We start from the raw sequence: 13,364 nt of genomic DNA, 5'->3' as shown, positions 1-13,364 counted from the left end.
CATCAGCACATTACAGTCTCTTTCAGATAACTCGTTACTTCACGGATAAAATCATCCAATGAACGACATAACACATATTTATTACCTACAGCCTCAACTTCCTTCTGCCAGAGCTTCTGAGAATCACGCTGGGTGCCGTTAGGTGTTTTCATCTCGATACAAAGTGAAGCATACCCATTCTTGGGTATAAGCAGTATCAAATCAGCAACACCTGCAAGGGCACCTTCAGCTTTCAGCTTACCACCAGTCACCTTATCACGTCTGCCACCATTAGGAACAGCAAAAAGAAGACTTTGCAGCTTAGGGTAGGCCAAACGAAACCAGTCTATACAGGCGCATTGAATTTGATGCTCAAGATCAACTGGCTTCTTACGAGAGGGCTGGTTACGTTCTTGCTCTAAAAACTCATCATAGGTCATGGTTATTTCTCTTTAACCTTACCTGAACCTTTAGCACTCGGCTTTTTCTTTCCTTTGGGAATCTCTTCCGAATTATCAGGAATAACACGGGTATTACGCCCGGTTTTATCAATGATAACAGCTTTGCCGGCTACTGTGATTGAAGTCCTGCAATTATCAGACAAAGAGGTGATGAAATGGCTTACAACAGGAGAATTTGCAGCTTCAGCTATACTATCAAGATGTTCCGGACGTTCTGCATATGGATATACATCCATAAGAGGTGTTTCAGACACTGATGCAATGATATAATCAGCCATCGTACCTTTCATGCCTTCGTCCAGCTTCTTAACAGCGTCACGCAGGTCGGCAGCTTGTACCAACACCTGAGTGGATGTTTTCTTTTCGGCACAACTTTTTTCATCCAGAGTAATAAAGACCAGTTTGCATTTGAACCAGCGGTCGGCGGCCTCTTCTTCACTGGGGAATAATTCGCTATAGTTGGCACGTTTGATGTCTGATACTGTAAATTCGCCTGAAATAAACGGTGTCATTTCTTCAATTATACGCGCTTCGGCTTCTGTGAAGCTGAGAGCATCCACAAGATAAGGTTCCGTGACCTTCTTGTTCATACCATTTTCCATCACTTTCTCGTAACGGATTTTACATTCAAACCATGTATGCATCATATATCCTTTTTTGTTCAACTTCTTAATCATCTGTTTACATCGACGAGCCAGGTCCTGATCAGGCAAAACCTTTGGTGCAGTACGTTCAATAAAAATGGAGCACTGCCTTAGCAAATGCTCTATTGCCCGGATGTCAGTTCTAGAGATATTCATTAGAAATTCAGAAAGCGTTCAAACTCTTCCACCTTGATATCACGTAAAAAAACTGTAAAGAGTACATTTTTCACTTTGTCGTAAAGCTCCCGAAATTGAAACTCATCCATTTCTTCAAAAGATATGGATTTGGGAACATCCACCCACTCTTTCGTCCTTAGATTAAAGACTGTATCACAATGGCCAGCAGCAACCTCAACAGTTTTACGAAAGCGTTTCACATCATTCTTAAAATGCTCGCACACCTTTTCATTCTGATACTCCCAGGCGAGATCTATCATTTTAAAATACTTGTTATTAAATCCAACGTTACGAGGCTCTGTAATCTTTGCCTTATACATTTTACCGAGTACTAATTTCTTTTTTTCGTCATAGTCTCTATCATAGCAAGGCTTAAGACCTTCAGGAGTATTCAATAGCAGGATTTCCATAACTTTACGGATTTGGTAACACTATATCTTCTCGTTCCCAAGGTAAAATATGCTCCTGAGATGGGGAAGGTGATACGGGAACTGAAGGTGTTTGTTGTTTAGATGTCAGCATTTCCATCCCCTCAACATGCACTTCAGTTATATAATGTTTCTCACCTTTCTTTCCATCATAAGATCTTGTTCTCGATTTACCCTCAATATAGAGTTTATCTCCCTTATGGATATAACTCTCCGCTACCTCAGCATATCCTTTCCATAATACTAAGTTATGCCATTCGGTCCGTTCTGGAACTTGCGTACCATTAGGTAAAGTGAACGCTCTGTCTTTTGTAGCAAGAGTGAAAACGGCCACCTTAGCACCGCTTTCCAATGTTCTAATTTCGGGTTCCTTGCCAACATTCCCGATAAGTGTTATTCTATTCATCCGATTTTAGTTTAATTTGAATACTGTCAGACTTATTTGTAATTGTCAGATATTTAGAGTACAAATCGGGGTGATCTGCCTGAAACTTCTTTGAATCAAATTTCTTTTGTTTGGAAGCTACAGTATAGCTAACTTTTAACCTCCCAACTTCACAGGATTTGATACCCTTTTCCTTCATTATTTTTTTCAAATCAGCCCTATACCCATCCCTCACTTTCTCTAATGCTTCAATAGCTTCTTCAACTTCGATTATTGAATTTAGATTTTGAACAGCAATTATTTGATTATCATTTGCTGGTACAAGAGCAGAAGCTACAAACTGTTGGCCTCTCTTTTCGGATTCAAGAAGCCGTATCACCTCAGAATCTGGTTTTCTCTCGATCACTACTACCTCAGACTTTTCGTCACGGAGCCAGATGCCAAAGAGTTGATCTACTTTAAGCAAAGGATTTTGAAGTTCAAAAAGATAGGCGCAAATAGAGAGTTGCCATGACAAATACTCTTTATCAAGAGAATAAGTTGTCTTTATATCGCATAGAGCAATCTTATCAACTTTCAACCAAACATTATCAATTTGAGTAGCGAAATACTCATTGTCTGATACCAGATATTCATTGGCTAGAGGAACATAACCGGCAGAAGTACGTTCTTTCAAATAATTAGAAGCCTCGATGCAGTCAGTGCACAAACCTGTTTCATCAACAAATTGGCATTGCGAATGAATAAAACGTCCTTTGGCCGCCGCTTTTTCTAAAATATGTTTAGGAATCTTACCATATTTTCCTGGAAACAATTGCCTGCCAATCATACCGGTAATTCCGAACAGTTCCTTGTCTCCAAGGAAATAAGTGTGGTCTTCCTCATTGAAGACCACATTTGATTTTATCAAATCTATCATACACTTTCTTTTTTGGGGTAAATAATACTCATTTGCTTTGTCACATCAAGAAACTCCTTGTTGTTCGTCAAAGGCTTATTTGCATACCAGACCTTTTCAAGCTCTTCCCTACTTTTAACCTCTCTCATATTTTTAAGAGCCTTTTCCAAATCAGATACCTTAAATGTAGAATTAGCAGGCTGTGCAGCCGGAACAGGTGTAATTCCGCCCTGATTATCCTGAAAAGGTGGAGTTGCATTATATTTAGTATTGTTGGATTTACCATCATACCCGAAATAGACATCAGCAGCAACTCCAAGCGCTTTCATGGACACTGACAATGCATCAGTTAATGCCATCTTATAGCATTCATCACTAACGTAAGGGCCATTTTTCTCTTGATCTACAAAAGATGAACCACCAGTGCCAGGAATAGCGGCAGACCATTCATTACCAATCTTCACATAAAGATTGATGTTGCAGAAAGCACGAATCTGTTGTTCAAACGATTCAAGCCATTGTTTGACAATCTCATATTTCCATCCAATGCCACAAGTTCCAAACACTTCTGTCATCTTCTGGATGCGCCACATTGGGCTAATGTCACTTTTACCTCTGAGACGTCCTGCCTGAATTTCTCTAAGAGCTTCTGCTGGTACACTTTTAACACCGTTGAAAATACTGAGATTCATTTCCTGTTCTTCAACACTTGGATAAGTATTCGCGTTCATAATTTAATTTATTGGTTTGACTTATAGTTTATTACATCTATAAAGTTATCCTTTATTGACAAGATAAGCAAACAGAAACTTCGCCATTTTAACGCCATTTTCACCATTTAAAAACCCCGAAGAGTATTCTCCGGGGCATTCACATGATAACAACTTCAGCTCTAATAGAAACACCCATGCAGTCTTTCGGCGTCTTTCCGTCGTGTCAGCCAGAATCTATACCAGCAGCCCGTAAACTACATGAGCCTTTTTGCTTCTATTTCGCTTCTTCCATCCTAAAGGCTTGTGGACGGTAACGGATTTGAACCGGGATTGCAGCGTTCCAACCGATTGGCCACTTACAGTGTGAAGTGCAACGAGTATCTGCATAGCTTTCTAACGTCTACCAATTCCGCCACTTCTCCGAAATAAAAAAGGTGTACTATCTTCACAGACGATACACCCAATACTAACACAAAATAAAACACGACAAAACTACTAAATTTCATTAAATGCATTCCCCCTCGCGGGTTACTTGCTCCCGGATAAGCAATCACGCTACACCGGGATGTAAACAAACTACTTTAGGAATAATTATAAATCAAATAAATACCGGGGCTATCCCGACGGTGTCCTTTTCACCGGCATTATTGGTTAATAATATGAGGACTATCCTCGTGGACAATGCGGGACTTGAACACCGCGACCTGTACATGATGAAACCATTAAAAAGATACCATGACAAACTACCAACAATTTTCATGTACCGCTCTGCCTAACTGAGCTAATTGCCCGTAATGCCACCGACCACAGTCGGTGGACTTTTGATTGATTAATGATGCACCATTGTTATGATACATGTTCGCTTTCACAAGTTACTTGCTCCGGTGGACGGACTCGAACCGCCGACATTATGATAAACCTTCAAAAAAAAATCATACGCTCTACCAACTGAGCTACACCAGAGAACCGATTAGTTATCGGCTTTCTTTTTCGACTGCTCTTCGATTAGATGTTGGATTGTCAACATCACCAATACCAGTACCATAATAATCGCACCAGCAGCACGTTCCTTTGCACTGGCTCCATCGCCATCAGACAGCCAAACTGCCGCCCACATTGCGCAGATAACGACCAACGTTTGAACCACTCTAATTTGTCTCATTTTTTTAACTTTTACGTTTTCGTTTATACTTCTTCTTTCTCATACACCTGCAATGTCTCAGAACCTGAGCGGCATTGCATCGCCATTTACCATTTTGGCTATTAGACGGCTTATCGCTATCAATCTCCCCAGCTTCAATTAGCCTCAACAACTTCTTCTCACCACCGACTATATACGCAGCTTTATCCTTACTAAATGCCTCAGTAGACATCACATCAAGAATACTGTCAAGCAATATCTCAGCGGTGCCATTTGCATACGCCACGTCCATAATTCTAAGTGGTACGGGTAACAGTAAAAATACCCTTCTCATTATCGGATTTTATCTCCCATTTCTTCTCAGGTTCCTTTTCCTTAAGCCGATAAGATATCAGATTAAGGACATATGCCCTCTTGGAAATAGGAAAAACCTCTTTTGCATCCTTCTCCATCTCACGGATGATACACATTACACTTTTCTTATTTTCTTCCATATTAGTTATTTAACTGATTATTATATGATTATAAAAAGACCTCCGATTCAAGATTATTCGCTAATGTAAATTGAACCGGAGGATTGCTTAACTTTGAAGTGAACAAATTAAAATTAAGCTTATATGAATGGTTATTTAGATTTGGTAGAACACTACCAGAACGTTCTTGAAAAAAGAAACGAATGGACTTTTAGAGTCCAAAGCACTTTTTTAGCCGTAGCATCCGCTATGTTCGCGGTAATCGTATCTTTAAACAGTTCTTCCACGGACAGCACTTGCAGCAGGATTCTCCTTGCCATTGCTGTTTTATTGGATATATTATGTATCCTTTTCTCAAGTATTTCCCTATACGAGAATAAAGTAGAGAACGACAAGACTGCTCACACCTGCTATCATAGAATAGAACAATATATCCACGAGGATGTGTCTTTAGATATTCTCTCATTACATAAAGGTAGCGAGAGAGGTAAGCTCTTTTTATTTTGTGAAAAATGGTCTTATATTTCATTCTTTATATTCATTTGTGCGTTAACGATATACGCCTTACATAAATTCTTACTCATGTAAAACAACCATTTGCATATCATTAAATTGTTTATCTAACAATAGATCGAGAAGAAGCTATCTGAACAACATAAGTAGTAGTCTCTTCTTTGTCTTTTCGTAAGAAAAGTTTTTGATTAGCAACTGCTCTCATTGGGGGTGGTTGCTTTTTTATTCTTTTTCATAATTTACTACGCTTACCTGTACAGCATTAGGTTCTTTTCTTACTTTTTCCCCCTAATTGCGGCAAGCAGTCCTGTCGCCTCAATATACTTTAGAATCTCTTCCTCGCCTATCCAGTCGAGTGTTTCCTCAATGCCAATCTCTGAAACGAGTTTGCCCTTGCCGTGGTATTCAACCACGTCTTCAATAGGGATCAATTTCAATAAATCCCTTGTTTCAATGTCTTTATAAGCGTGCATAAGCTCCAGTTTTAAAATTTAGTGGTGCCACCTGGGATCGAACCAGGGCACAAGGATTTTCAGTCCTCCGCTCTACCGACTGAGCTATGGCACCTATATACATAAAGTAAATTCCACGATTTACCGACAAGAAATTGTCTAACTGATTATTTTTACAACGACATGAGTTTGACCCTTCCTCACAGCATTATGTCGTTGGTAAGTTGTGCCTATTCACCTCGATTTGGTTTTCAGCAGAGGAAACTTACAACCTCCATTCACCAATAAGTCATAGAACTCTTCTCTTATAGTTCCCAGTCTCCCATTAAAGGGTAGGCTCAAAGACCGGACTGGGTGCCGGGAAGTCCCAGCTTTATAGTTTTTGGTTTGACTTTCAAATGGAGAGTATTCGCCCGGACGGTTGGCTTCGCATATACGCGTTTCTATGCAATGCCCCAGCTTCTTTTGCCCGGTAAGAGAAATACCTTCTTGCGAATTACTCTTATTTAGTCACCTACGTAGTGGGCTCCAAACCTTCCGGTACTGTTTGGATTGTAATACGCAGATGCAGGAATGTCTAAACTGTCATAGCGACTTCTCTTTGCAGGAATGACATTTATATATTGAGAATTTATCTCTTGCAATCGCTTTCTCTCAGCATCCTTATCGGCTTCCATCTCTTGTTTAATTTGCAAAGCTCCTATCCTTGTAGAGATTCTAAACTTTGCCATTTTCCAAGACTTTTTCAAAGACTCAGCCCAAGTATATTTACCAGTCTTATAAAGATTGTGAGCCGTTTTCATAATTTCTGATAAATTGTACTTTTTCATTTTAGCGTTTATTTTAAGTGAAACATTACTTTGAAAAATCAATCTTTATCTCTATATTTGGAGTATTGATTGATTGATGATGCAAATATATCCACAAATGAGGATATAATAAAATATAAACTTTGAATAATATCCTCATTTGTGGATATTTAACAATTGATTGGTTATGATAAACAGAATTAAAGAAGTTATTGCCTACACAGGATTGTCTGAGAGAGCATTTTCTCTTAAGTGCGGATTAAAGCCAACAACTATCAACAATCAGCTAATAGGAAAAAGAGAGGTCAGTCTTGCAACAATAGTCGCAATTTCATCTTCGTTTGAGGAAATTTCTTCAGATTGGTTACTTCGCGGAAAGGGTGAGATGCTAATTTCAGCAAATCAATCAAAAGACGAGAATACAGAACGTATTTCTCGATTAGTAGATACTATCGCCACACTCCAAGGCACAATCAATGAACAATCGAAAACAATTCAAGTATATGAAGACAAGGTTCGCAAACTAAACGGCGAGCTAACAATGCTGAAAAACGAACGCAATATCAGATAATTATGAATAATGATATAATAAACATTATCCTTAATCACTGGGATAAAATAATGCTTTTAATCAGCGTATTATGTTTCTTTATTAATGAAATGTTTAAATCAGCACTAAAGAAAAAAGAAATTGCGTTTTCTGTAAGCCATAATGAAGTATTAAAATCTATAAATAATTATATCGAGGCGTACTTTAATTATCGAACATCAATGAAAAATTTCCCAATAGAATTTTTAAAACCTAATTATCCAGAAAATGAAATAGATAGAATAGTAACTACACCATTCAACAGGTTAAAATGTTGTGACTTTGCACTATCTCTCTATTTAGATAAAAAACTGTATTCTCAATATAATGAAATAACAAAAAAAGCTATGTATTTAAAGGATAAGCTACATATAATATTAAGTGATAAAAAAAACGAGAAAGAATATCCAAATACATACAATAAAGAGTTTACTACTTTTGAAAAAGATGTAAATAAATTATTAGATAATGCTTTTGAAGAAACAAAACTAATAATCTGGAATAATAAAAAAAGAAAATGGTCTATCAATCTATTGAAAAAGAAGAAACAACAAGAAATTATGGCACCAGCAGAACAAACGGTAATTAGTTCTAGTAGTATTCCAATGTTAGTAAATGCCATAACTACTCTTCAAAAAACAATCAATGAGCAGTCAAATACTATACAGTTACTTGAAGAGAAAGAGAGAAAGTTAAACGGCGAGTTGGCAATGCTGAAGAATGAACGTAATATCAAATAATATATCCAATTATAAATAACACAATTAAGTACAATATATACTATGAAAGGACTTAAATTAATGACAATACGAATTCCTGTATTTACGACAAAAATAGAGGAAGAGGAAATTTCTCTATTCGATATCGATAGAGAAGAAATGGTCAGAATTGTATGCGAAAAAATTAAAAAATTCAAATGCTCAAGCACAAATAAAATTGTATTAGAAAATGGAAGTAAGAACTACACCCATGAGATCGTAAAGCTTGATGCTCAAAGAAAAGATATGCATGGAAGTCCAGTTGTATTCATTAAAATGAGTGCACATAAAACTAATTTAAGTGATGGATATATTGAGACGTCAGAGAAAATACCTATGACAAAGGATGTTAAAATAGGTAGTGATCATCACTATATAGTAATGTACCCTATGACTATAAAAGGAAGAACAAAATTTAAAAGACACTGGAATATTTTTATATACGACGATCCAAACAAAGATAGTCAAGAATTTATTCGCATGGTTAAAGAAATGATAAAACGTGTATTAAGTCTAAGAATTTGTAATCTCAAAGCTAAGGATTTTGAAGAAGAACTAAAAGAATATTCCATTATTAATAATGTAACTGCAAATTTTCAAACTGTTGAATTTACTAACAATATACATGATGCAAATTTTAATGACTATATTGTTGCGGGTAAAATTTACAGTAAAAAAGAATTTAATTTAGCTAAAATACCATCAAGCAAAATCATAGATATAATAAATGATGATGGAGACATCACAATTAAAAAGAAAATCTTCAATATTCCACTGGGAAAAAAAGAATATAAAGTTAGCCAAACTATAAGAAAGGATTATCAAAAAGCTAAAACGAAATATGCTTTATTGATTGAAAGTTTATTCAATGAGAGCATTTCCATAACAGAAGATGAATATAATACTAAACTTTATGATGATAAATTTGTAATAGATAAATTAGAAAGTGTTGTTACAAACTATATGAGTTAAATATGAATACTTTAATTAATGACATTAGCAGTTTTAATTTAGCTATATTTGGAATAGGTATAACTATATTCACAGTTATTTATTCTTTTATTGCCAATAAAAAGGAATATATGAATGAAATAGCAGATTTTATTACCTCAGGAAAAGCTTGTCCAGAAACAAAAGCTAAATATAGAATAGCAGAAAACTACGTCCAAAAGCAAAAGAAAGCCAACAAAGCAATTGCTTCTATTTCAGTAGCTTCTCTATTTATCTATGTACTGTGCCAACTCTACATACATTGTTTATCAGAAAATATTATTTTTGAACGAATTATATTAATGATGGATGGTATTTTAGTAATTTACCTATTCGTTAACCTATCACGTTTTTTCACTTCATACTTTAGATATCTAAGATAAAAACCAATAACCAATAATTAACTCTGAACATAAAAACATACAATTATGAAGAAAATTACATTATCATTACTTGCATTATTGCCAACATCACTATTCGCACAAGCTCCAGCTAGCACAAACGGTGGAGACTATAGCGACGTCTTATTCTTTTTGATAATCTTCTTAGTTATATTCATTGTATGCCGGGAACTCCTATGCTGGTACTGGAAAATCAATAAAATGGTTTCTAACCAAGAAGAAATCATACGATTACTAAGAAAAATCGCAGATGAAAGCAATGCACCAGTAAATGACAATAAATTAGGAGAAGAAAAAAGAAATATTCTAAAAGAATTAGGAGACAGTACAAAATTCACGGTTACTGGGAAATAAGATATGATAGCACGTAACAGAATATAATCCATAACAACTAAGCCTATGAGAACATTCAGAACAGCAGACCCAGAGTATGAAAGAGAATATCCCGAATTCATCACGTCAGAACATAGGGATGATATAATCAATAGTATTCTTAAAGCCTCAAAAGGAAATAAAGAAGTTCATTTTGAATATGAAGATATACCTAATCCGCCGATCAGCGAACAACAATTTGAGATTATAATAGAAGGTCTTGTTGAGAGAGGCTTATTAAAGAAAATTGGTTATGACGATTATCTGATAAAAGACGGATTACACATACTAAAAGAGAAAGGTGGTTTCAGTGCTGAGCTGGACTTATTCAAAAGAAATATTGAACTCATCTACCAAAATTTAGATGAAGAAGAAAAAAGCAAGCTTCAAGAATTCTTCAAAAAAGCCAACCCAGCGCTTGAGAGTGCATCGAATGTAGTAGAAATTGCGAAAGCTATCTTTAGCGTATCATCTCTATTACTCTGACGGGAATAGATATTCAAGTATAGAAATAACCTGAATTAAATATGCAGCGTAAAGAGTGGTATCTGCTTTCTGAATATCTTTTTTAGCAGAAACTGACATGATCACACGTCCATCAAGCATAAGTTCCGCCATTTGCCGTAACTTTTCAATAGAGCCTTGGATGTCTTTTACATAGTTTTGTTTAATAGAGGACTTAGCTCCTAAATTTACTTTAGTCTCGGATATCATAATTATAAGCATTTTAGTGATGCACAAATATAAGAATTTTAAATATATAATGTATGAAAATTATAAATCTTGATAGTACATAATCATCTGTTAATGAGACCATGATATCATCTGTGAAGTTAGATTTCCTTTTTATTGTCGAAGGTATTTACATAGTCTTTATAGAAATTTAATTATCAAAACCTTACGATAGAAAAGAAGAAAAAAACTACCTTTACACCACAAAAATGGACGATTATGGAAAGAGATGAATTTTTCACTACTGAAGAGAAGAAATTGCTCTTCTCTCTCTACCGAAAATTATTACAGTTGACCGGTGAGACATTACAGAAGGGCGACTGCAGAAAACTGAAAACACATCTTATCAACTCTATAAAGGATAACCGGGTTCAACGCGACACTTTCGGATTAAATCCACTGGTTAAGGATATGCAGACTGCCGTTATCGTTGCCGAAGAAATCGGAATGAAGCGGGCGTCGATTCTGGGCATTATGTTGCACGAAAGCGTGAGAAACGGAGCTTGTACTCCGGAAGAGGTGCAGGCTGCTTTCGGTGAAGACGTTGCCGGTATTATCCGTGGACTGATACGCGTAAATGAACTTTATTCCAAGAGCCCGACTATCGAATCGGAAAACTTTCGCAATCTATTACTCTCTTTTGCGGAAGATATGCGCGTAATCCTGATAATGATTGCTGACCGCGTGAATATCATGCGGCAGATTAAAGATAGCAAGAACGACGAAGCCCGCCGCCAAGTAGCCAATGAGGCTGCATATCTCTATGCTCCCCTCGCTCATAAATTAGGGTTGTATAAGTTGAAATCGGAACTGGAAGACCTCTCCCTGAAATATACGGAAAAAGAGGTCTATTACCATATTAAAGATAAACTGAACGAAACAAAAGCATCCCGCGATAAGTATATTGCAGCTTTTATCACCCCGATGCAGAAAAAGCTAGAAGAGGCCGGACTACATTTCCACATCAAAGGACGTACAAAGTCCATCCACTCCATCTATCAAAAAATGAAGAAGCAGAAATGCCCTTTCGAAGGAGTGTATGACCTTTTTGCCATACGTATCATTCTGGACTCACCTGTGGAGAAGGAGAAACAGGAATGCTGGCAAGCCTATTCCATTGTAACAGATATGTATCAACCCAATCCTAAACGTCTGCGCGACTGGTTATCCGTGCCCAAAAGTAATGGCTACGAATCATTGCACATCACCGTGATGGGCCCTGAAGGTAAATGGGTAGAAGTACAGATACGTACTGAACGCATGGACGATATTGCCGAACGAGGCTTGGCCGCCCACTGGCGCTATAAAGGTGTGAAGGGTGAAACAGGATTGGATGAATGGCTGACTACGGTACGTGAGGCTTTGGAAAATTCAGATAGCAATGGATTGGAAGCTATGGACCAGTTCAAACTGGATTTGTATGAGGATGAAGTCTTTGTGTTCACCCCGAAAGGTGATCTGTTTAAGTTAGGTAAAGGTGCAACAGTGCTGGATTTTGCTTTTCATATCCATAGTAAATTGGGATGCAAATGTATCGGTGCAAAAGTTAATGGCAAGAATGCGCAACTTCGTCAGGTACTGAACAGTGGTGACCAAGTGGAGATTATGACTTCGAATACCCAGACACCGAAGCAGGACTGGCTGAACATCGTGACTACCTCCAAAGCACGTACCAAGATACGCCAAGCTTTGAAAGAGATGGTTGCCCGCCAGCATGCCTTTGCCAAAGAAACTATTGAAAGGAAATTCAAAAACCGGAAAATAGAATATGATGAAGCTGTCATGATGCGCCTCATTAAACGCCTCGGTTTCAAGACTGTGACTGACTTCTATCAAAACATTGCCGATGAGACATTGGATGTAAACGAAATTATCGACAAATATCTGGAACAACAGAGACGGGAAAATGATACGCATGACGACATTATATACCGTAGTGCTGAAGGATATAACCTACAACAAACGCAGAATGATGAAATCACTCGTTCAAAAGAAGATGTACTGGTAATCGATCAGAATCTGAAAGGGTTGGACTTCAAGTTAGCACGTTGCTGTAACCCGATTTATGGAGATGATGTATTTGGCTTTGTGAATGTGACCGGTGGTATTAAGATACATCGTAGCGATTGTCCCAATGCCACTCAACTACGCGAACGATTCGGATACCGGATTGTAAAAGCACGTTGGGCAGGTAAATCGCAAGGTACACAATATCCTATAACGCTTCGTGTAGTAGGCCATGATGACATTGGTATTGTAACTAACATCACCTCGATCATATCTAAAGAAAATGATATTTCTCTACGCTCCATCGGCATAGACTCTCATGACGGACTATTCTCCGGCACTATGACAATTATGGTAGGCGATACGGGACGTTTGGAAACACTTATAAAAAAGTTGAGAACAGTAAAAGGAGTGAAACAAGTTTCAAGAAACTGAGTAAGCT

General features: G+C 37.2%; 20 protein-coding genes and 3 tRNA genes. 7 read left to right on the top strand and 16 right to left on the bottom strand.

Features of this window, described 5'->3' with window-relative positions:
• Nucleotides 1-2 precede the first annotated feature (2 nt).
• The 15 genes from DW182_RS03070 to DW182_RS03005 form a co-directional block, all read right to left on the bottom strand.
• On the bottom strand, nucleotides 3-419 hold the full coding sequence (locus DW182_RS03070) for a VRR-NUC domain-containing protein (RefSeq protein WP_118294638.1): 417 nt from the start codon (nucleotides 417-419) through the stop codon (nucleotides 3-5).
• Nucleotides 420-421: 2 nt separating this feature from the next.
• Nucleotides 422-1,087 (bottom strand): DUF4494 domain-containing protein, encoded by a 666-nt coding sequence (locus tag DW182_RS03065; RefSeq protein ID WP_118294806.1) that lies wholly within the window; start codon nucleotides 1,085-1,087, stop codon nucleotides 422-424.
• A 152-nt stretch (nucleotides 1,088-1,239) separates the two neighbouring features.
• Nucleotides 1,240-1,671 carry a DUF1367 family protein gene (locus DW182_RS03060; RefSeq protein WP_118294637.1) on the bottom strand — a complete coding sequence of 144 codons (432 nt, stop codon included), beginning with the start codon at nucleotides 1,669-1,671 and terminating at the stop codon, nucleotides 1,240-1,242.
• A gap of 4 nt (nucleotides 1,672-1,675) precedes the next feature.
• Complete coding sequence (locus tag DW182_RS03055) at nucleotides 1,676-2,095, bottom strand: single-stranded DNA-binding protein (RefSeq protein WP_118294636.1); 420 nt, start codon at nucleotides 2,093-2,095, stop codon at nucleotides 1,676-1,678.
• Nucleotides 2,088-2,993 (bottom strand): hypothetical protein, encoded by a 906-nt coding sequence (locus tag DW182_RS03050; protein WP_118294635.1) that lies wholly within the window; start codon nucleotides 2,991-2,993, stop codon nucleotides 2,088-2,090. The genes DW182_RS03055 and DW182_RS03050 overlap by 8 nt, the downstream gene beginning before the upstream one ends.
• Nucleotides 2,990-3,703 (bottom strand): hypothetical protein, encoded by a 714-nt coding sequence (locus tag DW182_RS03045; protein ID WP_118294634.1) that lies wholly within the window; start codon nucleotides 3,701-3,703, stop codon nucleotides 2,990-2,992. The genes DW182_RS03050 and DW182_RS03045 overlap by 4 nt, the downstream gene beginning before the upstream one ends.
• Before the next feature lie 657 nt (nucleotides 3,704-4,360).
• Nucleotides 4,361-4,476, bottom strand: a tRNA-OTHER gene (locus DW182_RS22095).
• Between the two features lie 88 nt (nucleotides 4,477-4,564).
• Nucleotides 4,565-4,648, bottom strand: a tRNA-OTHER gene (locus DW182_RS03040).
• 7 nt (nucleotides 4,649-4,655) lie between these two features.
• Nucleotides 4,656-4,802, bottom strand: a complete 147-nt coding sequence (locus tag DW182_RS22090) for a hypothetical protein (protein ID WP_158580780.1) — start codon at nucleotides 4,800-4,802, stop codon at nucleotides 4,656-4,658.
• Between the two features lie 49 nt (nucleotides 4,803-4,851).
• Nucleotides 4,852-5,118, bottom strand: a complete 267-nt coding sequence (locus DW182_RS03030) for a hypothetical protein (protein ID WP_118294632.1) — start codon at nucleotides 5,116-5,118, stop codon at nucleotides 4,852-4,854.
• Between the two features lie 4 nt (nucleotides 5,119-5,122).
• Nucleotides 5,123-5,320, bottom strand: coding sequence for a hypothetical protein (locus tag DW182_RS03025; protein ID WP_118294631.1), 198 nt, complete (start codon nucleotides 5,318-5,320; stop codon nucleotides 5,123-5,125).
• Between the two features lie 152 nt (nucleotides 5,321-5,472).
• On the bottom strand, nucleotides 5,473-5,619 hold the full coding sequence (locus tag DW182_RS22390; protein ID WP_233564068.1) for a hypothetical protein: 147 nt from the start codon (nucleotides 5,617-5,619) through the stop codon (nucleotides 5,473-5,475).
• Between the two features lie 468 nt (nucleotides 5,620-6,087).
• Nucleotides 6,088-6,285, bottom strand: a complete 198-nt coding sequence (locus tag DW182_RS03015) for a hypothetical protein (RefSeq protein WP_118294629.1) — start codon at nucleotides 6,283-6,285, stop codon at nucleotides 6,088-6,090.
• Nucleotides 6,286-6,307: 22 nt separating this feature from the next.
• Nucleotides 6,308-6,379, bottom strand: a tRNA-Phe gene (locus DW182_RS03010).
• Between the two features lie 391 nt (nucleotides 6,380-6,770).
• Entirely contained in the window at nucleotides 6,771-7,094 is a 324-nt protein-coding gene (locus tag DW182_RS03005) for a hypothetical protein (RefSeq protein WP_118294805.1), read from the bottom strand.
• 166 nt (nucleotides 7,095-7,260) lie between these two features.
• On the opposite strand from DW182_RS03005, the gene DW182_RS03000 reads away from it, so the two are divergent.
• Genes DW182_RS03000 through DW182_RS02975 form a run of 6 tightly spaced genes read left to right on the top strand, consistent with a single transcriptional unit; the run spans nucleotide 7,261 to nucleotide 10,669 of the window.
• Entirely contained in the window at nucleotides 7,261-7,644 is a 384-nt protein-coding gene (locus DW182_RS03000; RefSeq protein WP_118294804.1) for an XRE family transcriptional regulator, read from the top strand.
• A gap of 2 nt (nucleotides 7,645-7,646) precedes the next feature.
• Entirely contained in the window at nucleotides 7,647-8,402 is a 756-nt protein-coding gene (locus tag DW182_RS02995) for a hypothetical protein (protein ID WP_118294628.1), read from the top strand.
• 42 nt (nucleotides 8,403-8,444) lie between these two features.
• Nucleotides 8,445-9,392, top strand: a complete 948-nt coding sequence (locus DW182_RS02990) for a hypothetical protein (RefSeq protein WP_118294627.1) — start codon at nucleotides 8,445-8,447, stop codon at nucleotides 9,390-9,392.
• A gap of 2 nt (nucleotides 9,393-9,394) precedes the next feature.
• Nucleotides 9,395-9,793, top strand: coding sequence for a hypothetical protein (locus DW182_RS02985; RefSeq protein WP_118294626.1), 399 nt, complete (start codon nucleotides 9,395-9,397; stop codon nucleotides 9,791-9,793).
• A 45-nt stretch (nucleotides 9,794-9,838) separates the two neighbouring features.
• Nucleotides 9,839-10,165, top strand: a complete 327-nt coding sequence (locus DW182_RS02980; protein WP_118294625.1) for a hypothetical protein — start codon at nucleotides 9,839-9,841, stop codon at nucleotides 10,163-10,165.
• 45 nt (nucleotides 10,166-10,210) lie between these two features.
• Nucleotides 10,211-10,669: a hypothetical protein gene (locus tag DW182_RS02975; protein ID WP_118294624.1), complete on the top strand. Its 459-nt coding sequence runs from the start codon at nucleotides 10,211-10,213 to the stop codon at nucleotides 10,667-10,669.
• On the opposite strand, the gene DW182_RS02970 is transcribed toward DW182_RS02975, so the two are convergent.
• Nucleotides 10,661-10,897, bottom strand: coding sequence for a hypothetical protein (locus DW182_RS02970; protein WP_143851022.1), 237 nt, complete (start codon nucleotides 10,895-10,897; stop codon nucleotides 10,661-10,663). The genes DW182_RS02975 and DW182_RS02970 overlap by 9 nt on opposite strands.
• Before the next feature lie 237 nt (nucleotides 10,898-11,134).
• On the opposite strand from DW182_RS02970, the gene DW182_RS02965 reads away from it, so the two are divergent.
• A complete protein-coding gene (locus DW182_RS02965) occupies nucleotides 11,135-13,357 on the top strand; it encodes a bifunctional (p)ppGpp synthetase/guanosine-3',5'-bis(diphosphate) 3'-pyrophosphohydrolase (protein WP_118294623.1) in 2,223 nt (740 codons plus the stop codon).
• Nucleotides 13,358-13,364 lie beyond the last annotated feature (7 nt).

The sequence above is a fragment of the Bacteroides sp. AM16-24 genome (assembly GCF_003471885.1).
Lineage (GTDB): Bacteria > Bacteroidota > Bacteroidia > Bacteroidales > Bacteroidaceae > Bacteroides.
The sequence above is the reverse complement of the archived record's forward strand: the minus strand, read 5'-3'. Positions and strand labels throughout refer to the sequence as shown.

Excerpts from the sequence above, each read along its gene's own strand:
- DW182_RS03025 (WP_118294631.1), bottom strand. The coding sequence starts at position 5,320 with ATGGAAGAAAATAAGAAAAGTGTAATGTGTATCATCCGTGAGATGGAG.
- DW182_RS02990 (WP_118294627.1), top strand. The coding sequence starts at position 8,445 with ATGAAAGGACTTAAATTAATGACAATACGAATTCCTGTATTTACGACA.
- DW182_RS03070 (WP_118294638.1), bottom strand. The coding sequence starts at position 419 with ATGACCTATGATGAGTTTTTAGAGCAAGAACGTAACCAGCCCTCTCGT.
- DW182_RS02965 (WP_118294623.1), top strand. The coding sequence starts at position 11,135 with ATGGAAAGAGATGAATTTTTCACTACTGAAGAGAAGAAATTGCTCTTC.
- DW182_RS03045 (WP_118294634.1), bottom strand. The coding sequence starts at position 3,703 with ATGAACGCGAATACTTATCCAAGTGTTGAAGAACAGGAAATGAATCTC.
- DW182_RS03050 (WP_118294635.1), bottom strand. The coding sequence starts at position 2,993 with ATGATAGATTTGATAAAATCAAATGTGGTCTTCAATGAGGAAGACCAC.
- DW182_RS02995 (WP_118294628.1), top strand. The coding sequence starts at position 7,647 with ATGAATAATGATATAATAAACATTATCCTTAATCACTGGGATAAAATA.
- DW182_RS22090 (WP_158580780.1), bottom strand. The coding sequence starts at position 4,802 with ATGTGGGCGGCAGTTTGGCTGTCTGATGGCGATGGAGCCAGTGCAAAG.
- DW182_RS02975 (WP_118294624.1), top strand. The coding sequence starts at position 10,211 with ATGAGAACATTCAGAACAGCAGACCCAGAGTATGAAAGAGAATATCCC.
- DW182_RS03055 (WP_118294636.1), bottom strand. The coding sequence starts at position 2,095 with ATGAATAGAATAACACTTATCGGGAATGTTGGCAAGGAACCCGAAATT.
- DW182_RS02980 (WP_118294625.1), top strand. The coding sequence starts at position 9,839 with ATGAAGAAAATTACATTATCATTACTTGCATTATTGCCAACATCACTA.
- DW182_RS02985 (WP_118294626.1), top strand. The coding sequence starts at position 9,395 with ATGAATACTTTAATTAATGACATTAGCAGTTTTAATTTAGCTATATTT.
- DW182_RS02970 (WP_143851022.1), bottom strand. The coding sequence starts at position 10,897 with ATGATATCCGAGACTAAAGTAAATTTAGGAGCTAAGTCCTCTATTAAA.
- DW182_RS03060 (WP_118294637.1), bottom strand. The coding sequence starts at position 1,671 with ATGGAAATCCTGCTATTGAATACTCCTGAAGGTCTTAAGCCTTGCTAT.
- DW182_RS03030 (WP_118294632.1), bottom strand. The coding sequence starts at position 5,118 with ATGGACGTGGCGTATGCAAATGGCACCGCTGAGATATTGCTTGACAGT.
- DW182_RS22390 (WP_233564068.1), bottom strand. The coding sequence starts at position 5,619 with ATGGCAAGGAGAATCCTGCTGCAAGTGCTGTCCGTGGAAGAACTGTTT.
- DW182_RS03015 (WP_118294629.1), bottom strand. The coding sequence starts at position 6,285 with ATGCACGCTTATAAAGACATTGAAACAAGGGATTTATTGAAATTGATC.
- DW182_RS03000 (WP_118294804.1), top strand. The coding sequence starts at position 7,261 with ATGATAAACAGAATTAAAGAAGTTATTGCCTACACAGGATTGTCTGAG.
- DW182_RS03065 (WP_118294806.1), bottom strand. The coding sequence starts at position 1,087 with ATGATGCATACATGGTTTGAATGTAAAATCCGTTACGAGAAAGTGATG.
- DW182_RS03005 (WP_118294805.1), bottom strand. The coding sequence starts at position 7,094 with ATGAAAAAGTACAATTTATCAGAAATTATGAAAACGGCTCACAATCTT.